The organism is Bacillus sp. FSL K6-0073 (assembly GCF_038006085.1).
Taxonomy (GTDB): domain Bacteria; phylum Bacillota; class Bacilli; order Bacillales; family Bacillaceae_G; genus Bacillus_A; species Bacillus_A cereus.
The window spans coordinates 4,186,738-4,206,789 of the sequence record NZ_JBBOUN010000001.1 but is presented as its reverse complement, the minus strand read 5'-3'; the positions used below and the strand labels follow the sequence as shown (position 1 = coordinate 4,206,789).

The following is a 20,052-nucleotide window of genomic DNA, read 5'->3' as shown; positions in this document are numbered from 1 at the left end:
TGATTTTATCGGAAAGTAAGAAACTTTAAAAGGGAATTTTCACACAATTGTCGAACAATTCATGTAGCCTAGAAGGATACACATGTCGGAGAATCGATTCGGTAAGGGAGGAAAAGCTGTGGAGAAAATTAAAGTATGTCTTGTGGATGATAATAAAGAACTAGTATCAATGTTAGAGAGCTATGTAGCCGCTCAAGATGATATGGAAGTAATCGGTACTGCTTATAATGGTCAAGAGTGTTTAAACTTATTAACAGATAAGCAACCTGATGTACTCGTTTTAGACATTATTATGCCACACTTAGATGGTTTAGCTGTATTGGAGAAAATGCGACATATTGAAAGGTTAAAACAGCCTAGCGTAATTATGTTGACAGCATTTGGCCAAGAAGATGTGACGAAAAAAGCAGTTGACTTAGGTGCCTCATATTTCATATTAAAACCATTTGATATGGAGAATTTAACGAGTCATATTCGTCAAGTGAGTGGTAAAGCAAACACTATGATTAAGCGTCCACTACCATCATTCCGATCAGCCACAACAGTAGATGGAAAACCGAAAAACTTAGATGCGAGTATTACGAGTATCATTCATGAAATTGGTGTACCCGCTCATATTAAAGGATATATGTATTTACGAGAAGCAATCTCCATGGTATACAATGATATCGAATTATTAGGATCGATTACGAAAGTATTGTATCCAGATATCGCAAAGAAATATAATACAACAGCAAGCCGTGTGGAGCGCGCAATTCGTCACGCAATTGAAGTAGCTTGGAGCCGTGGGAATATTGATTCTATTTCGTCCTTATTCGGTTATACAGTATCCATGTCAAAAGCAAAACCTACGAATTCTGAGTTTATCGCAATGGTTGCGGATAAGCTGAGACTTGAACATAAAGCTAGTTGAGAGTAAAAGTAGTAAGGGATTTAAGCTTTAGTAAAGCTTAATAATTCTTGAAATTGATACTCGATATCAAATTTAAAACCAATGAACTTTTTATTTAAAGACCAATGAATGTTATAATTCGTTGGTCTTTTTATTTTGTTGAGAAAAAGAGATTATTTGATAGTATGGAAAATAAAACCTATTTTTAGTAATATTACATGTAAGTGAGTTTTTTATAAGGCAATAAAATAGATATAGATAGGGAGAAGGGGAATGGAAAATAAAATTTCAACTTGGCTAGGAATAGTAGCAGCTATGGGAGTTCTTGCTATTGCAGTTACATTTGGAATGTTAGAACTTGCAGATAATCCCGTAGATAAAGAAGTGAGTGCTCAAATAGATAAAAAAGAAGACCAAACAATAGTAGGTAGAGAGGTAGATGGGGTCTTTGTTGATGTGTATGTTACTGAAAATTCTACTGAAAGCGAAGTCATTACAGCGATGCATCGCATGACTCATCAAAAAGTGGTGGCAGAACGAAAATCGGGCTCTATCCCAATGATTCAAAGTAATACTAAAAAATTAAAAGAAATTATAAATAAGAGTAGCTTTGCGAAGAAAAATGAACTTTTAGCAATTGCTGATAGATGGGCGAAAAAAGATTTTAGTAAAATTGTAGAAGATCACAATTATTTCTCAGATGCTCAAGAAGATAGCGTTTGTAAAGCAACTAGAGCAATGGATGCGTTAGAAGAGCAACATTATATTTTAACTACATTCGGGGAGGGAAAAGCGAAAGAACTATACGAATCAGGGGATGCTCCGCACGTTCAATAAAAAACAATATAAAGGGCTTCTAGTTTTTTTATGATCGTGTTTTTAGGACGCAATGGGGACTTATAAATAAATGGTATGCTTTCTTTATGACGTGTAACAAAAAAGAAAAGATGTGATTCATTATTAAATGATGAAGGAACGGCTAAATCACATCGTAGTACATCTGTTAAAGGATTTTAGTAGGAAAGGCATCCGTGATATAATAGAAAATAATAAAAAGTCCTGCAAAACAGGACTGTATTATTCTTCGTCTTTATTTTGTTTTTCTAATTCAACTAGTTTTTGAATTAAAATGTGCTGCGGCATATGCATGAGTTGTTCAAGTGGAACACCTAGTGCTTTTGATAAGCGGACTGCAGTATCTGGAGAGATTTGTAATGGTCTCATAGAAGTACCTCCTTTTTCGTATAGTATAGCATAAGATTGGGGGAGTGAGGATGACTCTTATATTTGCACATCGTGGTGCGGCTGGAACGTACCCAGAAAATACAATGATTTCATTTGAAGCAGCTGAGTCTTTTAGAGCGGATGGAATTGAACTTGATGTTCAATTAACGAAAGATGGAAAAGTTGTCGTCATTCACGATGAAACGGTGGATCGGACAACAAATGGAAAAGGTGCGGTTCGGAATTATGTATATGAGGACTTATGCAAGTTAGATGCAAGTTATAAATTTGGTGATAAAGTAGGTTTTTGTAAAATACCACTTTTAGAAGAGGTATTAGAATGGCTTGAACAAACGAGTTTGCTACTTAATATTGAACTTAAAAATAATAAAATTCCATACAGAGGTTTAGAGGAAGAAGTTATAACGCTTGTACGGAAATTTAGTCTAGAGGATCGTGTTATATTTTCTTCGTTTAATCACTACAGTATGAAACGGTGCCATATGATGGCTCCTGATATTCAAACAGCAATTTTATATCGCGAAGGTTTGCATAGTCCGTGGGCATACGCGAAAAAAATGGGGGCTACAGCAGTACATCCGAATTATCGTTATCTTCAAGATGCTATTGCCGAACTAACGATGGAAAGTGGTGTAGAAGTTCGCCCTTATACAATTAATGAAGAAACGCTTATGCGTAAATATTTTGATATGAATATATCGGCGATTATTACTGATTACCCTGAAACGGCAAGAACGTTATTGCCAATAAAAAAATGAGACCGCGTGTAACGGTCTCATTTTTTTATTTATAAATAGTGGGGCATTCCTATCTTCTAAAGCGAGCTTGTACTTTATTTCGTTTGCGATCTCGGTGCAAGACGAAGCCACCAAAGATATAAAACCCGAGCGCGAAGCAGAGAGCGCCGATTAAAAATTGTAACCACAGTATGGAAATTGGTGGAAATAGAATCCCGAATACAGTATCTCTCATTAACTTTATACCAAACACAGCTAATGAAATAGGGATGATTGCTAATAGTAGAGCAACGTAACGCTGCATACATAACGCTCCTTTTCAGATTATTTCGTATATTTTAATGATGTTATACGGAAAGGGGGTTTGTCAAGAGGGTGCTGAACGAGTAAGATAAGGGTGTGAAAAAATTTGCAGAGTTACTTCGAGAGGAAGTGTAATATATGAAACAAAAAGTATTAATTGTTGGTGCAGGTGAAGGCGGGAGCGCGCTGCTGAATCTGTTACAAAGTTCGAATATATTTCAAATTATAGGGATTATTGATATAAATCCGTTGGCAAAAGGACTACAAATTGCTAAGGAATACGGGATTGCAATTGGAGAAAGTGTAACTCCATTTCTTTCTATGCATATCGATGTAATATTTGATATGACAGGTGAAGATGATGTACATAAAGTTTTATTAGAAAAAAAGAAAAAAGACACTCTTCTTATACCAGGTGATATCGCAAAAATTGTTACAGGATTAGCGCATGAGAAGGAAGAGCTAATTGGGCGGTTAGAGGAACAGACGCAACAAGGAGAATTAATTTTAAATTCTACACATGACGGCATGATTGTAATTGATCGAGAGGGACAAGTTCGTCTTTTTAATAAAAGTGCAGAGCGTATTATCGGATATAAAAAAGAAGAGGCGATAGGAAAGTATATTTTAGAAGTCATTCCAACTAGTAAATTACTTCGCATTATACGTACGAAACAAATAGAAGTAAATTATGAACTGACATTAGAGAATGGAAAGAAAATTATTACAACGCGTATTCCAATATTAAAAGAAGGAGGAGAGGTACAAGGGGCATTTGCAATTTTTAAAGATATAACAGAAGTTGTAGATCTTGCGGAAGAAGTTACAGACTTAAAAGAAATTCAAACACTATTAGAGGCGATTATTAACTCATCTGAAGAAGCGATTTCGGTTGTGGATGAAAAAGGAAGAGGTTTAGTCATTAACCCAGCATATACGAAATTAACGGGTTTAACAGAAGAAGATATTATTGGGAAGCCTGCTACAACTGATATTGTAGAAGGCGAAAGTATGCATATGAAAGTACTTCGAACGCGTCGTGCGGTGCGCGGAATACATATGAAGATTGGACAAAAAAAGCGAGATGTAATTGTAAACGTAGCACCAGTTATTGTGGATGGAATATTGAAAGGAAGCGTCGGTGTTATCCGTGACGTGTCGGAAATTCAAAAATTAACAAATGAATTGAATAGAGCAAGGCAAATTATTCGTACATTAGAAGCGAAATATTCATTTGATGATATTGTCGGAAATTCAGATGAAACAACGGCAGCTATCGAACAGGCGAAGCTAGGAGCGAATACACCAGCAACAGTACTGTTACGCGGGGAATCTGGGACTGGTAAAGAATTGTTTGCACATGCAATCCATAATGGAAGTAATCGAAAATACAATAAGTTCGTCCGTGTAAACTGTGCGGCCATTTCGGAGACGTTGTTAGAAAGTGAATTATTTGGTTATGAGGAAGGGGCGTTTTCTGGAGCGAAAAGAGGCGGGAAACGTGGGTTCTTTGAGGAAGCGAATAACGGTAGTATTTTTTTAGATGAAATAGGGGAGTTGTCTGCAAATACACAAGCGAAACTCCTTCGTGTATTGCAGGAAAAAGAAATTGTAAAAGTTGGTGGAACGAAAGCGATACCTATTAATGTTCGCGTAATTGCAGCGACACATGTGAATTTAGAAAAGGCTATTCTAGAAGGGAAGTTTAGGGAGGATTTATATTATCGATTAAATAAAATTCCAATTCAAATTCCATCTCTTCGTCAACGTAAAGGAGATATACCGACAATTGCGGACAGATTGATTCAAAAAATTAATCAAGATTACGGTCGTAATGTAGAAGGGCTCACTGATTCAGCCGTTTTATATTTACAATCATACGAATGGCCAGGAAATGTGAGGGAACTTGAAAATATTTTGGGGAGAGCTATTATCTTTATGAATTATAACGAGACCTATATTGATGTACACCATTTACCGCCATTACATAACGAGGAGCAGGTGGAGTCAAAGCAATCTCATTTATTACCTGAATTAGAAGAAAAGCCACTTGAACATTTAGTGACAGAGTTTGAAGGGAATATTATTTATGAATATTTGGAGAGATTTGATGGGAATAAAACACAAACTGCGAAAGCGTTAGGAATTTCCGTTCGAAATTTATATTACAAGCTAGAAAAGTATGACCATGCAAAAAATAGCATGCAATAAATTGCGTACCGTGCAATTTATTGCATGGTATACAAAAAGTGACAAAATAAGACAGAATCTTTCGTTATTTTCCAAAGTATTGATTTTACTGCATTTTGAATGCGTTTTCATTATTGGTAAGACCACTTTTAAAAGTTGGCACGGTATTTGCTTTATAAATAGACGAGGGACGACGGAAAGGGTTGATTACAAAATATGAAGTTAGAATACTTAATTGATCAAGCAGCAGGAAAGCCTAAAAAAACTGTGGCTGTAGCAGTAGCTGAAGATCATGAAGTAATTGAAGCTGTAGCGAAAGCAATTAAATTACAGCTAGCTCAATTTCGTCTATATGGAAATCAAGAAAAAATAATGGGGATGCTACAAGAACATGGTTTACAAACTTCAGAACATGTTGAAGTGATTGCAGCAATGTCTAGTGCTGAAGCTGCAGAACTTTCTGTTAAAGCTGTGAGAAATGGTGAAGCAGATGTGCTTATGAAGGGGAACATCCCAACAGCGAATATTTTGAAGGCTGTGTTAAACAAAGAGTGGGGCCTACGTAAAGGTAGCGTACTTTCACATGTAGCAGCATTTGAAGTTCAAAATTACGACCGTCTTATTTTCGTTACAGATGCAGCGATGAACATCGCACCTGACGTAACACAAAAAGCTGCTATTATACAAAATACTGTAGAAGTTGCCCAGGCAATAGGAATCGACTTGCCCAAAGTGGCACCAATCGCAGCAGTAGAAGTTGTGAATCCAGCGATGCAGGCGACAATTGATGCAGCGATGTTAACACAAATGAATCGCCGTGGACAAATTAAAGATTGTATCGTTGATGGACCACTTGCTTTAGATAATGCAGTATCACAAATTGCAGCAGAGCATAAAGGCATAGTAAGTGATGTAGCAGGTAAGGCAGATATTTTACTCGTCCCAACGATTGAAGCTGGAAATGTGCTATATAAATCACTCGTATACTTTGCGGATGCAAAAGTAGGAGCAATGATTGCTGGCGCAACAGCACCGATTGTTTTAACATCTCGTGCTGATTCAGCAGAAACAAAAGTATATTCATTAGCATTGGCAGTTGCGACTGCTTCAAAATAAACCAAAAAGGGTAAAACATTAGGGGGAAACGACAATGACATTAGAAATCTTCGAATACTTAGAAAAATATGATTATGAGCAAGTAGTATTTTGTCAAGATAAAGAATCTGGTTTAAAAGCAATTATTGCAATTCATGATACAACACTTGGACCGGCTCTTGGTGGAACAAGAATGTGGACATATGATTCTGAAGAAGCGGCGATTGAAGATGCATTGCGTCTTGCAAAAGGGATGACATACAAAAACGCAGCAGCTGGTTTAAACTTAGGTGGTGCGAAAACAGTAATTATCGGTGATCCTCGTAAAGATAAGAGCGAAGCAATGTTCCGTGCACTAGGACGTTATATCCAAGGACTAAACGGACGTTACATTACAGCTGAAGATGTTGGTACAACAGTAGATGATATGGATATTATTCATGAAGAAACTGACTTTGTAACAGGTATCTCACCATCATTCGGTTCTTCTGGTAACCCATCTCCAGTAACTGCATACGGTGTTTACCGTGGTATGAAAGCAGCTGCAAAAGAAGCTTTCGGTACTGACAATTTAGAAGGAAAAGTAATTGCTGTTCAAGGCGTTGGTAACGTAGCATATCACCTATGCAAACATTTACACGCTGAAGGAGCAAAATTAATCGTTACAGATATTAATAAAGAAGCTGTACAACGTGCTGTAGAAGAATTCGGTGCATCAGCAGTTGAACCAAATGAAATTTACGGTGTTGAATGCGATATTTACGCACCATGTGCATTAGGCGCAACAGTTAATGATGAAACTATTCCACAACTTAAAGCAAAAGTAATCGCAGGTTCTGCAAATAACCAATTAAAAGAAAATCGTCACGGTGACATCATTCATGAAATGGGTATTGTATACGCACCAGATTATGTAATTAATGCAGGTGGCGTAATTAACGTAGCAGACGAATTATATGGATACAATAGAGAACGTGCACTAAAACGTGTTGAGTCTATTTATGACACAATTGCAAAAGTAATCGAAATTTCAAAACGCGATGGCATAGCAACTTATGTAGCGGCAGATCGTCTAGCTGAAGAGCGCATTGCAAGCTTGAAAAATTCTCGTAGCACTTACTTACGCAACGGTCACGATATTATTAGCCGTCGCTAATCATTCATATATAACTTTTACAAAAGGCGTGGTTACCTCTTATGAGGTTTCCACTTCCTTTTGAATTTATTAGTGGAGGTAGCAACATTGTCTGTAAATCGAATTCTTGTTATTAACCCAGGTAGTACATCCACAAAAATTGGTGTTTTTGATAATGAAAGACCCGTTTTAGAAGAAACGATTCGTCATGACGTAGAACAGATTGGGAAATACAAGCGAATTATCGACCAATATGAGTTTCGAAAAGAAACGATTTTAGAAGTTCTACATTCTCATGGTATTAACATTTCAAAATTAAACGCTGTTTGTGGACGTGGTGGATTACTTCGTCCAATCGAAGGCGGTACGTATACAGTAAACGATGCGATGTTAGAAGATTTAAAAAATGGGTTTAGCGGTCATCACGCTTCAAACCTTGGAGGCATTTTAGCATATGAAATTGCTTCTGGATTAAACATTCCTGCATTTATTGTGGATCCTGTCGTTGTAGATGAGATGGAGCCAGTTGCTCGTATAAGTGGTATTGCTGGTATGGAACGTAAAAGTATCTTCCATGCATTAAATCAAAAAGCAGTTGCTCGTAAAGTAGCCGAACAGTTAAACCACAAATATGAGGATTTAAATTTATTAGTTACACATATGGGCGGTGGTATTACAGTTGGTGCTCATAAAAAAGGAAGAGTAATCGATGTGAATAACGGTTTAAACGGAGAAGGACCATTTAGTCCAGAGCGTGCTGGTACAGTACCAGTAGGGCAACTAGTAGAAATGTGTTTCTCTGGTGAGTATTACCGAGATGAAATGATTAAAAAGCTTGTCGGACAAGGTGGACTTGTAAGTTTAATCGGTACAAATGATGCGATTAAAGTAGAGAAAATGGTTGAAAAAGGTGATCCTGAAGCAACTCTTATTTATAAAGCAATGGCATATCAAGTTGCAAAAGAGATTGGCGGAGCTAGCGCTGTACTTCACGGGAAAATCGATGCAATCGTATTAACTGGTGGACTGGCATACAGTAAAATTCTTGTCGATGAAATAAAAGAGCGAGTGGACTGGATTGCAGATGTTATCGTACATCCAGGCGAAGATGAGTTAGAAGCGTTAGCAGAAGGAGCACTTCGTGTATTACGTGAAGAAGAAGCTCCAAAAGAATACGTTGTACGTGAAAAAGAAACGGTAGCTAGGGGTTGAGATAATGGCAAAAGAATATGATTTAGTCATCGTTGGCGGCGGTACTGGTGGATATGTTGCTGCAATTCGTGCATCACAACTAGGGTTAAAAACTGCACTAGTCGAAAAAGAAAATCTTGGTGGTACTTGTTTACACAAAGGATGTATCCCTAGTAAAGCTCTTTTACGTAGTGCGGAAGTATATGCAACTGCTAAAAAAAGCGAAGAGTTCGGAGTTATTGCAAGCAATGTAGAACTAAACTTTGCGAAAGTACAAGAGCGTAAAGAGAAGATTGTAACGCAGCTTCATAAAGGCGTTCAACACTTAATGAAACAAGGTAAAATTGATGTGTTTGAAGGTATTGGCCGTATTCTTGGCCCATCTATTTTCTCTCCGATGCCAGGGACAATTTCAGTTGAACTTGCAAGTGGAGAAGAGAATGAAATGTTAATTCCAAAAAATGTACTTATTGCAACAGGTTCTCGTCCAAATTCATTACCAGGTTTAGAATTAGACGGAGAGTACGTAATGTCTTCAGATCATGCCCTAAAAATGGAAACGCTTCCTAGTTCGATTATTATCGTTGGTGGCGGTGTAATCGGTATTGAGTGGGCATCTATGCTTGCTGACTTCGGTGTAGAAGTTACAGTATTAGAGTATGCAAAAACAATATTACCACTAGAAGATCAAGACGTTTCAAAAGAAATGCAACGTCTATTCAAGAAAAAAGGTATTAAAGTGGTAACTGGTGCAAAAGTATTACCAGAAACATTGGTAAAAGATAATGGAGTAACAATCCAAGCTGAACACAACGGTGAAAATAAAGAATTTAAAGCAGAAAAAATGCTTGTATCTGTAGGAAGACAAGCGAATACGCAAAATATTGGCTTAGAGAACACAGATATCGTTGTGGAAAAAGGATACATTCAAACAAATGAGTTTTATCAAACGAAAGAATCGCATATTTACGCAATTGGAGATGTAATCGGTGGCCTGCAACTTGCTCACGTTGCTTCTCATGAAGGAATTGCTGCAGTAGAACATATTGCAGGGAAAGAAGTTACACCAATTGATTACTCTATGGTATCAAAATGCGTATATAGCAGTCCAGAAGTTGCTTCTGTCGGTTTAACAGAACAAGAAGCGAAAGAAAAAGGCTATAAGTTAAAAGTAGGTAAGTTCTCATTCCGCGCAATCGGAAAAGCACTTGTATACGGAGAATCAGATGGTTTCGTAAAACTTGTAGTTGATGAAGAGACAAATGACATTCTTGGTGTTCATATGATTGGACCACATGTAACAGATATGATTTCTGAAGCGGGTCTTGCAAGAGTACTTGATGCAACACCTTGGGAAGTAGCACATACAATTCATCCGCATCCATCATTATCTGAGGCGATTGGTGAAGCAGCACTTGCTGTAGATGGAAGAGCGTTACACGCATAAAAATGTGGATTTAGGAGGTTATGAAAAATGGCAGAAGTAAAAGAAAAGCGCCATGAAGAGCTTGGCTTAAGTGATGAGCAAGTATTAGAAATGTTCCGTACGATGTTACTTGCACGTAAAATTGACGAACGTATGTGGTTATTAAACCGCGCTGGTAAAATTCCATTCGTAATTTCTTGTCAAGGACAAGAGGCTGCACAAGTTGGAGCGGCGTTCGCTCTTGATAGAGAGAAAGATTATGCATTACCATACTACCGTGATATGGGTGTTGTACTAGCATTTGGTATGACAGCTAAAGAGCTTATGTTGTCTGCTTTTGCGAAAGCTGGAGATCCAAACTCTGGTGGTCGTCAAATGCCTGGTCACTTCGGTCAAAAGAAAAATCGTATTGTTACAGGTTCATCTCCAGTAACAACACAAGTACCACATGCAGTTGGTATTGCACTAGCTGGAAAAATGGAGAAGAAAGATTTAGTAACGTTCGTTACATTTGGAGAAGGTTCTTCAAACCAAGGTGACTTCCATGAAGGGGCAAACTTTGCTGGTGTACACAAACTACCTGTTATTTTTATGTGTGAAAATAACAAATATGCAATCTCTATTCCAGTTGAAAAACAATTAGCATGTAAAAACGTATCAGATCGTGCGATTGGTTACGGTATGCCTGGATATACAATAGACGGAAACGATCCACTTGCAGTATATAAAGCTGTAAAAGAAGCAGCAGATCGCGGTCGTCGTGGTGAAGGACCAACTTTAATTGAAACAGTATCATATCGTTTAACAGCACATTCTAGTGACGATGATGATCGTGTTTATCGTGATAAAGAAGAAGTAGAAGAAGCAAAGAAAAAAGATTCAATTATAACATTCGCAGCTTATTTAAAAGAAGCTGGTGTGTTAACTGAGGAATCCGAAAAACAAATGTTAGACGAAATTATGCATATCGTAAATGAAGCAACAGAATATGCAGAAAATGCTCCGTATGCAGCACCTGAAGATGCATTGAAGCACGTATACGCAGAATAGGGGGGAACGTTTCATGGCTGTAATGTCTTATATTGATGCTATTACATTAGCAATGCGCGAAGAAATGGAACGCGATGAGAAAGTATTCGTTTTAGGAGAAGATGTTGGTAAAAAAGGTGGCGTGTTTAAAGCGACACACGGTTTGTATGATCAATTTGGTGAAGATCGTGCGCTTGATGCACCGCTTGCAGAATCTGCAATTGCTGGGGTAGCAATTGGTGCAGCAATGTATGGTATGCGTCCAATCGCTGAAATGCAGTTTGCTGATTTCATCATGCCAGCAGTAAACCAAATTGTTTCTGAGGCAGCAAAAATTCGTTATCGTTCTAATAATGATTGGACTTGTCCAGTTACAATTCGTGCACCATTTGGCGGGGGTGTTCACGGTGCATTGTATCATTCACAATCTGTAGAAGCGATGTTTGCAAACCAACCAGGTTTAAAAATCGTTATCCCTTCTACACCATATGATGCAAAAGGCTTATTAAAAGCAGCCATTCGTGATGAAGATCCAGTATTATTCTTCGAACATAAACGTGCATATCGTTTAATTAAAGGTGAAGTACCAGAGGATGACTACGTATTACCAATCGGAAAAGCAGATGTAAAACGTGAAGGTGATGATATTACAGTTATCACGTACGGATTATGTGTTCATTTTGCTCTTCAAGCGGCTGAAAAGTTAGCACAAGATGGCATCTCTGCACACATTCTTGATTTACGTACTGTATATCCATTAGATAAAGAAGCAATCATTGAAGCAGCTTCTAAAACAGGTAAAGTTCTTCTTGTAACAGAAGACAATAAAGAAGGAAGCATTATGAGTGAAGTGGCAGCAATTATCGCTGAAAACTGTCTATTTGATTTAGATGCGCCAATCGCACGTCTTGCAGGTCCAGACGTTCCAGCAATGCCATATGCACCAACAATGGAAAAATTCTTTATGGTAAATCCAGATAAAGTTGAAAAAGCAATGCGTGAACTTGCGGAATTTTAATCGGGGGGACTATACATGGCTGTAGAAAATATTACAATGCCTCAGCTCGGGGAGAGCGTTACAGAGGGCACAATTAGTAAATGGCTCGTTAATGTTGGCGATCACGTAAATAAGTATGATCCGCTTGCAGAAGTAATGACTGATAAAGTAAATGCTGAAGTACCATCTTCTTTCACGGGTGTTGTGAAAGAGTTAATCGCTGGTGAAGGTGATACGTTAGCTGTAGGTGAAGTAGTTTGTGTTATTCAAGTAGAAGGCGCAGATGAAGTAGCAGCAACAGCTGTTGAGGAAAAAACTAAAGAAGAATCAAAGGCAGAAGTAGCTACGTCTGAAAAAGCACCGAAAGTAAAACAACCAACTGATGGAAAACCACGTTTTTCACCAGCTGTGTTAAAGCTTGCGGGTGAGCATAACGTTGATTTAGATCTAGTAGAAGGTACGGGAGCAAACGGCCGTATCACTCGTAAAGATATTTTAAAGCTAGTGGAATCTGGAAATATCCCACAAGCAGGTGCGGCGAAGAAAGAGGAAGCTGTAGCGGCAGTAGTAGAAGCTCGCCCAGAAGCACCAAAAGCAGCACCAGTAGCGCAAAAAGTAGAAGCTGCGAAACCAGTTTCTGTACCTACAATGCCTGGAGATATCGAAATTCCAGTAACAGGTGTGCGTAAAGCAATCGCAGCAAACATGTTACGTAGTAAACACGAAGCACCACATGCTTGGATGATGATTGAAGTAGATGTGACAAACCTTGTGTCATACCGTAACTCAATTAAAGGTGACTTTAAGAAGCGTGAAGGCTTTAACTTAACGTTCTTTGCTTTCTTCGTAAAAGCAGTAGCACAAGCGTTAAAAGAGTATCCTCAAATTAATTCAATGTGGGCTGGCGATAAAATTGTTCAGAAGAAAGATATTAACCTTTCTATCGCTGTTGCAACAGAGGAAGAACTATTTGTACCAGTAATTAAGCAAGCGGACGAGAAAACAATTAAAGGTATCGCTCGTGAAATTACAGAACTTGCAGGAAAAGTACGTACGAAATCGTTAAAAGCAGACGAAATGCAAGGTGGAACATTTACAATTAATAACACAGGATCATTCGGTTCTGTTCAATCTATGGGTATTATTAATTACCCACAAGCGGCTATTTTACAAGTTGAATCAATTGTAAAACGCCCAGTAATTATGGATAACGGTATGTTCGGTGCTCGTGATATGGTTAACTTATGTTTATCACTTGATCACCGAGTACTTGATGGTTTAATTTGTGGTAAGTTCTTAGGACGTGTTAAAGAAATTTTAGAAAACATGTCAGAAAATAATACATCTGTATATTAATAAAAAGCTCGCTTATGCGAGCTTTTTATTATCTTATTTCTTCATCTACATCCTACTATATGTATAAATATCTTTCCCAGTAATCTTACAATAAACGATTATGTATTAGGAATTTACGAAAATACATTGCTGATATATGGTATATGGATATAAAATAAGAAAAGAATAATTTTTTTGGCAAATCTTACTGATGAAACTGTAGTATAATATATTGTATTGTATGAAAAAGAGAGTTATTCTATATAAGTGTTTTATAGATAATGTGTAATCAGTCGTCAAAACATGAAGAATGTTGACTCCTGGTTTTTTATTTTTGCCGTAACAATGTTTCAGGAGGATGTCATGAAAAGAAGTACCGAGTTTCTAAAAAGTTTAGATGTAAAATTAATTTTAATTTTGTGTGCACTATGTGTGACGAGTATAGCTGCTATATATAGCAGTCAGCAAACGGGACAGTATGGAGCTGCAAACTTTGCTATGAAACAAGGTGTTAACTACATAATTGGGGTTGTATTGTTACTTCTTGTTGCAAGCATCGACTTAGATCAATTGCAAAAATTATCTTGGCCGCTTTATATTGCTGGATTTGCTTCACTTATTCTTTTGAAAGTATTACCACCATCAGGTTTTACACCTGAAAAATTAGGTGCAAAAAGATGGTTTGTTTTCCCAGTATTTGGGCAAATTCAGCCGTCTGAGTTTTTCAAAATTGCATTGCTACTTGTAGTAGCGAGTATAGCAGTGAAACATAATGCACAGTATATGGCAAGGACATTCCAAACAGATTTAAAGCTAGTAGGTAAAATTATGCTAGTGTCACTTCCACCTATGGCGGTTGTATATAGTCAACCTGATACAGGTATGGTGTTCTTATACGCTGCTGCTATTGCATGTATTTTATTTATGTCAGGTATTCAAAAGAAATTGATAGCATTATGTACAGTTATTCCGTTGACCATATTATCTGCTTTAATATTTATTTTCTTTAAGTATCAAGACTTTTTCTATAATAATTTAGTTACTTTACTAAAACCTCACCAACAGTCGCGTATTGTAGGTTGGTTAAATCCATTTGAAAATGCAGATCAAGGTTATCAAACACAGCAATCGATTTTAGCTGTAGGTAGTGGAGGAATGGAAGGTAAAGGGTTTGGGGGAGGAAGCGTCTATATCCCAGAGAAGCATACTGACTTTATTTTCGCTACAATTGCCGAAGAAGGTGGATTTATCGTAGCAGCCTTAGTTGTCTTCTTGTTCCTATTACTACTATATCGAACAATTATTATTGGTTATTCCGCTGATAATTTATTTGGTACATTATTATGCGCTGGATCAATCGGTATATTAACAGTTCAAATATTCCAAAACATCGGTATGATCGTTGGATTAATGCCTGTAAAAGGTATTGCATTACCTTTCTTATCGTATGGGGGAAGTTCCTTATTCTCAAATATGATTATGATGGGGCTCATATTATCGGTACGGAAAACGTATAAAAAATATATGTTTTCAGTTAAGTAAAAAAAGCTGGTTCGTTTTTAAACGAACCAGCTTTTTTACATATATGCTCATAAACGTTGCAAACTAAAACAGGATAGCAGTTTGAGACGGGTAAGGAGTGCAAAGTGATGCATATGCATATTTTTGAAGGAGCACGGCATCTTTCTAATAGTGAATGGGTTATTCGGGCTATTATAGCATACATATTTTTAATATTAGTTGCGAAAGCGATGGGGCAAAGGTCTATCGCACAACTTCGTTTTTTAGATGTTGTATTAGTGTTATTGCTTGGTGGGAATATTTCTAACGCATTGTCTGATGAAAAAGTAGGGTTACTGGGATCGATGATTACAACGTTCATACTTGTTGTACTTCATATTATAAGCTCAGTTTTAATGCTGAAATGGGATAGATGGAGACGTTTTTTAGAGCCTGCACCTATTATTCTTATACACAATGGTTCCATTAATTTTAGCAATTTGAAAAAGGCGAGAATTACCTTGGAATATTTGTTTTCGGAACTTCGTATGCGAAATGTGAGCGATATTCAAACGATTAAATTAGCATTATGGGAAGCAAACGGTGTCGTTTCTATATTTCGGTATCCAGAATATGAAGCAGTTTCGCGGCTGGATCTTAAAGTGGCGGGAAAAAAATCCCCAGTTTCTTTTGTATTAGTAAAGGATGGGAGGATACAGAAAGATGTTCTTGCATTATTAGGAAAAACAGAAGCGTGGGCGAGAGAATTTCTAGAGGAGAGTACAGAAGTCGAATCTATTATGTTAGCTACAGTAGATGAATCACATAAAATAAATATTTTGTTAAAAAAATGAAAAATATACGCATTTTGTCGTTTCGTACATATGATACAATAGTGTGGACAACGAAAAAGGAGGCGATACGGTGGGATATGTAGAAGAATTACGAAAAATAGTTGGTCATCGCCCTTTAATTTTAGTTGGTGCTGTTGTACTCGTTATAAATGAAAATGGATATGTTTTATTGCAGCAGCGGACAGAGCCGTACGGAAAATGGGGGCTACCTGGCGGGCTAATGGAGCTTAGTGAATCACCAGAAGAAACAGCTTATCGTGAAGTATATGAAGAGACAGGAATAAAAGTGAAGAACTTGCGACTAATCAATGTATTTTCTGGAGCGAACTACTTTACAAAATTAGAAAACGGTGATGAATTTCAATCTGTAACAACCGCCTATTATACGGATGAATACGAAGGGGATTTTGTTATGAATAAAGAAGAAGCAGTTCAGCTTAAATTCTTTTCAGTAACAGAACTACCTGACTATATTGTAGGATCGCATAAAAAAATGATTGCTGAATATATGAAGATTATGGAAAAAAAGATATAATAATAGTGAAAGAAATACAAAAACACAGCTCTGGTTGGTAGTCCAGACGCATGATTTCATGTCAGTAACCTTCCCCTCCGGGATGTCCCGTATTTCTAATCTTTTAAAGGAGGGGCTGTCAATGGATTTGACAGTATATCACGATGGCCAATTTTTTGTTGGAATCATTACATGTAAAGAAAAAGGGAAATTGTATGGGGCGAGGTATATTTTTGGGGCGGAACCGTCAGATGAAGAAGTGCTTATGTTTGTGAATGGTTCACTTTTAGAGCATTTTCAGCACTTTGCAAAATGTGGTGTAGAAGTTAAAGAAAAACAGCGTCCTAAAAACATAAAGCGTATCATGCGACAAGCAGCAAAAGAAACAACTATTAAACGTTTTACTAAGGCGCAAGAGGCGATTAGTTTATCTTATGAATTGCATAAACAAGAAAAGAAACTGCAGTCTAAAGAGAAGCGAGAAGCTGAAAAAGAAAGAAGACGTTTAATGAAAGTACAAAAAGCAAAGCAAAAACATCGTGGTCATTAAAGAAAAGGTGTTAGAGCAAGAGCTCTAACACCTTTTCTATACTTAAATACAAGTAAACTTACTTGTATTTCATAAACATTAACTGGTAAGATACAAATAGGTAGTTTTAGAGGAGGGAAAAGAGTGATTAATTTTAACTTTTTTATGAATGATGTTGTCCGCCAAGCGCGTGAAGAGATTGTCTCTGCTGGATATACAGAATTGACGACGCCGGAAGCGGTAGAAGAAGCGTTTAAAAGAAATGGAACAACACTTGTAATGGTAAACTCTGTATGTGGTTGTGCAGGTGGTATTGCTCGTCCTGCTGCTGCGCATTCCGTACATTATGATAAACGTCCTAACCACCTTGTAACGGTGTTTGCAGGTCAAGATAAAGAAGCGACAGCAAGAGCGCGTGAATATTTCGAAGGGTACCCACCTTCTTCTCCATCATTTGCTTTATTAAAAGATGGAAAAATTGTAACGATGGTAGAGCGTCATGAAATTGAAGGTCATGAACCGATGCAAGTTATTGCGAAACTACAATCATATTTCGAAGAGAATTGTGAAGAACTATAAAAAATAAGAGAAAAGGCGGCACGTCCACAATCAAGTGGATGTGCCGCCTTTTTTATTTATTATTAAAATTTCTGAGATATGCATAGTTATGTTATTTTATGCATCATTTTATACATAACAAACAGCATTTATATTGTTTCTTTATTTATTTTTATTTTATATATTGCATAAAAATAAAAGTGCTGATACAATACAAACATCGAATAAATATTCTATTAAACTTTTAAATATACATTATTAGGGGGAAGAAAGATGAAGAAGTTAGTATCAATATCGTTTGCACTTATTTTAATTGTAAGTATATTCAGCGCTTGTAGTAATGGGGAATCGAAAGAAACAAAAGGAAATAAAAAAGTACTCGTAATGGGAACTTCAGCAGATTATAAACCTTATGAATATGTAGATGCGTCAAAGAGCGATGAAATTATTGGCTTTGATGTTGATGTTGCTAAATATATCGGAAAAGAACTTGGGTATGAAGTGAAAGTGAAAGATATGGATTTTGGTGGTTTATTAGCATCTCTTAGTTCAGGAAAAGTTGATTTCGTAATGGCAGGTATGACGCCAACTGCAGAGCGTAAAAATAATGTTGATTTTACAGATATTTATTTTGTTGCGAAAAATATGGTCGTTTCTAAAAAGGATTCTAACATTAAATCTGTAGAGGATTTAAAAGGGAAAAAAGTAGGGGTACAAACAGGGTCTATTCAAGAAGAGAAAGCTTCAGAATTTAAAAAACAAGTAGATTTCCAAGTTGAGGGACGTGACCGTATACCAGAAATCGTACAAGAAATTAAAGCTGGTCGTTTTGACGCTGCAATTATAGAAGATACAGTTGCTAAAAATTATTTAGAGAAAATGAAAGATTTACAAGGAATTGAAATTAAAGAAGCACCAGAAGAAGTTGGAGCAGCAATTGCCCTTCCAAAAAACAGTGATAAAACAGCTGAATTTAATAAAGTAATTAAAAAAATGCAAGAAAATGGAGAAATGGATAAATTAGTGAAGAAATGGTTTGGCAGCGGAAAATAAGCTGCCTTTCACTTTTCTGTGAGGGGAATGAAAAGAATGAACTTAGATTTTTCGGCGATTACGCCTTCGATACCATATATACTAAAAGGTTTAGAAGTTACTTTGAAAATTGTAGCAGTATCAGCTTTAGCAGGATTTATTTTAGGAACGCTATTAGCACTTTGTAAAATTGCTAGAATACGAGCATTAAATATAGCAGCAGATTTTTATACATCAATTTTTCGTGGTACACCCCTTGTATTGCAATTAATGATTATTTATTTCGGCGTCCCACAAATAATTGGTTATGAAATACCAGCATTCTTAGCTGCTGTACTTGCATTTAGCTTGAATTCAGGTGCATACATGTCAGAAGTAATTCGTGCTGGTATTCAAGCGGTTGATAAAGGACAAACAGAAGCAGCAATGGCTTTAGGGATACCGTACGGAAAAATGATGAGAAATATTATTTTCCCTCAAGCATTAAAAAATATATTACCAGCGCTTGTGAACGAATTTGCGACACTTACGAAAGAATCGGCTGTAGTAACAGTAATAGGCGCGACTGATTTAATGCGTCGTGCTTACATTGTAGGCGGTGAGACATTTAAATATCTTGAACCATTACTTTTTGTTGGACTGATTTATTATATGTTAGTCATTATTCTTACATTAGTCGGGAAGGCAATTGAAGGGAGAATGAAGAAAAGTGATTAAAATTGAAAACCTTCATAAATCATTTGGTAAAAACGAAGTATTAAAAGGAATTACAACAACAATTGAAAAAGGGGAAGTAGTCGCAATTATAGGGCCTTCTGGATCAGGAAAATCAACATTTTTACGTTGTATGAATATGTTAGAAGCACCAACGGATGGTCACATTTGGATTGGGACGGAAGAAGTAACGAATCCGAAAACGAATGTTATGCATGTTCGTGAAAATGTTGGTATGGTATTTCAACATTTTCACTTATTTCCTCATATGACTGTATTAGAAAATATTACGTATGCTCCTATCAATGTAAAAGGGGTAACGAAGCAAGAAGCTGAAAAGAAAGCTGAGAAACTTTTAGAAAAGGTTGGATTAGTAGATAAAAAAGATACGTATCCAAATCGTCTTTCGGGAGGACAAAAGCAACGTGTAGCAATTGCAAGAGCGTTAGCGATGGAACCGGAAGTTATGTTATTTGATGAACCGACATCGGCGCTAGATCCAGAGATGGTGAAAGAAGTGTTAGAAGTTATGAAATCGTTAGTTACGACAGGAATGACGATGGCTATCGTTACACATGAAATGGGCTTTGCAAAAGAAGTGGCAGATCGTGTTCTTTTCTTGGACGGAGGAAAGCTTGTAGAAGATAGTGCGCCAGAAGAATTTTTTGCAGCGCCGAAAAGTGAACGTGCGCAACAATTTTTACAAAAAATATTGTAATATGAAAAGGTTATGTGAATAATAAGTAGAAAAGGATGACATTGTGTCATCCTTTTTT

The 20,052-nt window shown here is 36.9% G+C and carries 21 protein-coding genes; 19 read left to right on the top strand and 2 right to left on the bottom strand.

Annotated elements, in window-relative coordinates; genetic code table 11:
- The first annotated feature begins 118 nt into the window (after positions 1–118).
- Both spo0A and MHB52_RS21650 read left to right on the top strand, forming a co-directional pair.
- A complete protein-coding gene (spo0A, locus tag MHB52_RS21655) occupies positions 119–913 on the top strand; it encodes a sporulation transcription factor Spo0A (protein WP_021727703.1) in 795 nt (264 codons plus the stop codon).
- Positions 914–1,165: 252 nt separating this feature from the next.
- Positions 1,166–1,729: a PRK06770 family protein gene (locus MHB52_RS21650; protein ID WP_061663459.1), complete on the top strand. Its 564-nt coding sequence runs from the start codon at positions 1,166–1,168 to the stop codon at positions 1,727–1,729.
- A gap of 240 nt (positions 1,730–1,969) precedes the next feature.
- On the opposite strand, the gene MHB52_RS21645 is transcribed toward MHB52_RS21650, so the two are convergent.
- The gene (locus tag MHB52_RS21645; RefSeq protein ID WP_001247671.1) at positions 1,970–2,116 is read right to left on the bottom strand and encodes a YycC family protein; all 147 of its coding nucleotides are present in this window, start codon (positions 2,114–2,116) and stop codon (positions 1,970–1,972) included.
- 50 nt (positions 2,117–2,166) lie between these two features.
- Between MHB52_RS21645 and MHB52_RS21640 the strand changes: the two genes are divergently transcribed.
- Complete coding sequence (locus MHB52_RS21640) at positions 2,167–2,895, top strand: glycerophosphodiester phosphodiesterase (RefSeq protein ID WP_000172580.1); 729 nt, start codon at positions 2,167–2,169, stop codon at positions 2,893–2,895.
- Between the two features lie 49 nt (positions 2,896–2,944).
- Here the strand turns inward: MHB52_RS21640 and MHB52_RS21635 are convergent, their stop codons facing one another.
- Complete coding sequence (locus tag MHB52_RS21635; protein ID WP_061663460.1) at positions 2,945–3,178, bottom strand: DUF2627 domain-containing protein; 234 nt, start codon at positions 3,176–3,178, stop codon at positions 2,945–2,947.
- 137 nt (positions 3,179–3,315) lie between these two features.
- Here MHB52_RS21635 and MHB52_RS21630 point away from each other — a divergent pair, with 137 nt between their 5' ends.
- The 16 genes from MHB52_RS21630 (at position 3,316) to MHB52_RS21555 (ending at position 19,994) form a co-directional block, all read left to right on the top strand.
- Entirely contained in the window at positions 3,316–5,388 is a 2,073-nt protein-coding gene (locus MHB52_RS21630) for a sigma-54 interaction domain-containing protein (RefSeq protein WP_016118618.1), read from the top strand.
- 195 nt (positions 5,389–5,583) lie between these two features.
- Positions 5,584–6,483, top strand: coding sequence for a phosphate butyryltransferase (gene yqiS, locus MHB52_RS21625; protein ID WP_016118617.1), 900 nt, complete (start codon positions 5,584–5,586; stop codon positions 6,481–6,483).
- Between the two features lie 34 nt (positions 6,484–6,517).
- Complete coding sequence (locus MHB52_RS21620; protein WP_000171357.1) at positions 6,518–7,618, top strand: leucine dehydrogenase; 1,101 nt, start codon at positions 6,518–6,520, stop codon at positions 7,616–7,618.
- A gap of 87 nt (positions 7,619–7,705) precedes the next feature.
- Positions 7,706–8,809 carry a butyrate kinase gene (gene buk / locus MHB52_RS21615; RefSeq protein ID WP_000115780.1) on the top strand — a complete coding sequence of 368 codons (1,104 nt, stop codon included), beginning with the start codon at positions 7,706–7,708 and terminating at the stop codon, positions 8,807–8,809.
- 4 nt (positions 8,810–8,813) lie between these two features.
- Positions 8,814–10,235: a dihydrolipoyl dehydrogenase gene (gene lpdA / locus MHB52_RS21610; RefSeq protein WP_001051289.1), complete on the top strand. Its 1,422-nt coding sequence runs from the start codon at positions 8,814–8,816 to the stop codon at positions 10,233–10,235.
- 27 nt (positions 10,236–10,262) lie between these two features.
- On the top strand, positions 10,263–11,264 hold the full coding sequence (bfmBAA, locus tag MHB52_RS21605) for a 3-methyl-2-oxobutanoate dehydrogenase subunit alpha (protein WP_000852551.1): 1,002 nt from the start codon (positions 10,263–10,265) through the stop codon (positions 11,262–11,264).
- Between the two features lie 13 nt (positions 11,265–11,277).
- A complete protein-coding gene (gene bfmBAB / locus MHB52_RS21600; RefSeq protein ID WP_000290071.1) occupies positions 11,278–12,261 on the top strand; it encodes a 3-methyl-2-oxobutanoate dehydrogenase subunit beta in 984 nt (327 codons plus the stop codon).
- Positions 12,262–12,276: 15 nt separating this feature from the next.
- Positions 12,277–13,596, top strand: a complete 1,320-nt coding sequence (locus MHB52_RS21595; protein ID WP_000257681.1) for a dihydrolipoamide acetyltransferase family protein — start codon at positions 12,277–12,279, stop codon at positions 13,594–13,596.
- Between the two features lie 342 nt (positions 13,597–13,938).
- Entirely contained in the window at positions 13,939–15,117 is a 1,179-nt protein-coding gene (locus tag MHB52_RS21590; protein WP_000831181.1) for an FtsW/RodA/SpoVE family cell cycle protein, read from the top strand.
- A gap of 107 nt (positions 15,118–15,224) precedes the next feature.
- Positions 15,225–15,929 carry a DUF421 domain-containing protein gene (locus tag MHB52_RS21585; protein ID WP_000550964.1) on the top strand — a complete coding sequence of 235 codons (705 nt, stop codon included), beginning with the start codon at positions 15,225–15,227 and terminating at the stop codon, positions 15,927–15,929.
- Between the two features lie 70 nt (positions 15,930–15,999).
- Positions 16,000–16,464: an NUDIX hydrolase gene (locus MHB52_RS21580; protein WP_000542555.1), complete on the top strand. Its 465-nt coding sequence runs from the start codon at positions 16,000–16,002 to the stop codon at positions 16,462–16,464.
- A gap of 121 nt (positions 16,465–16,585) precedes the next feature.
- A complete protein-coding gene (locus MHB52_RS21575; protein WP_061663461.1) occupies positions 16,586–16,993 on the top strand; it encodes a YjdF family protein in 408 nt (135 codons plus the stop codon).
- 144 nt (positions 16,994–17,137) lie between these two features.
- On the top strand, positions 17,138–17,551 hold the full coding sequence (locus tag MHB52_RS21570) for a BrxA/BrxB family bacilliredoxin (RefSeq protein ID WP_001979317.1): 414 nt from the start codon (positions 17,138–17,140) through the stop codon (positions 17,549–17,551).
- A 252-nt stretch (positions 17,552–17,803) separates the two neighbouring features.
- Entirely contained in the window at positions 17,804–18,583 is a 780-nt protein-coding gene (locus MHB52_RS21565) for a transporter substrate-binding domain-containing protein (protein ID WP_000737676.1), read from the top strand.
- A gap of 36 nt (positions 18,584–18,619) precedes the next feature.
- Positions 18,620–19,279, top strand: a complete 660-nt coding sequence (locus tag MHB52_RS21560; RefSeq protein WP_001046915.1) for an amino acid ABC transporter permease — start codon at positions 18,620–18,622, stop codon at positions 19,277–19,279.
- Entirely contained in the window at positions 19,272–19,994 is a 723-nt protein-coding gene (locus MHB52_RS21555; protein ID WP_000590202.1) for an amino acid ABC transporter ATP-binding protein, read from the top strand. The genes MHB52_RS21560 and MHB52_RS21555 overlap by 8 nt, the downstream gene beginning before the upstream one ends.
- Positions 19,995–20,052 lie beyond the last annotated feature (58 nt).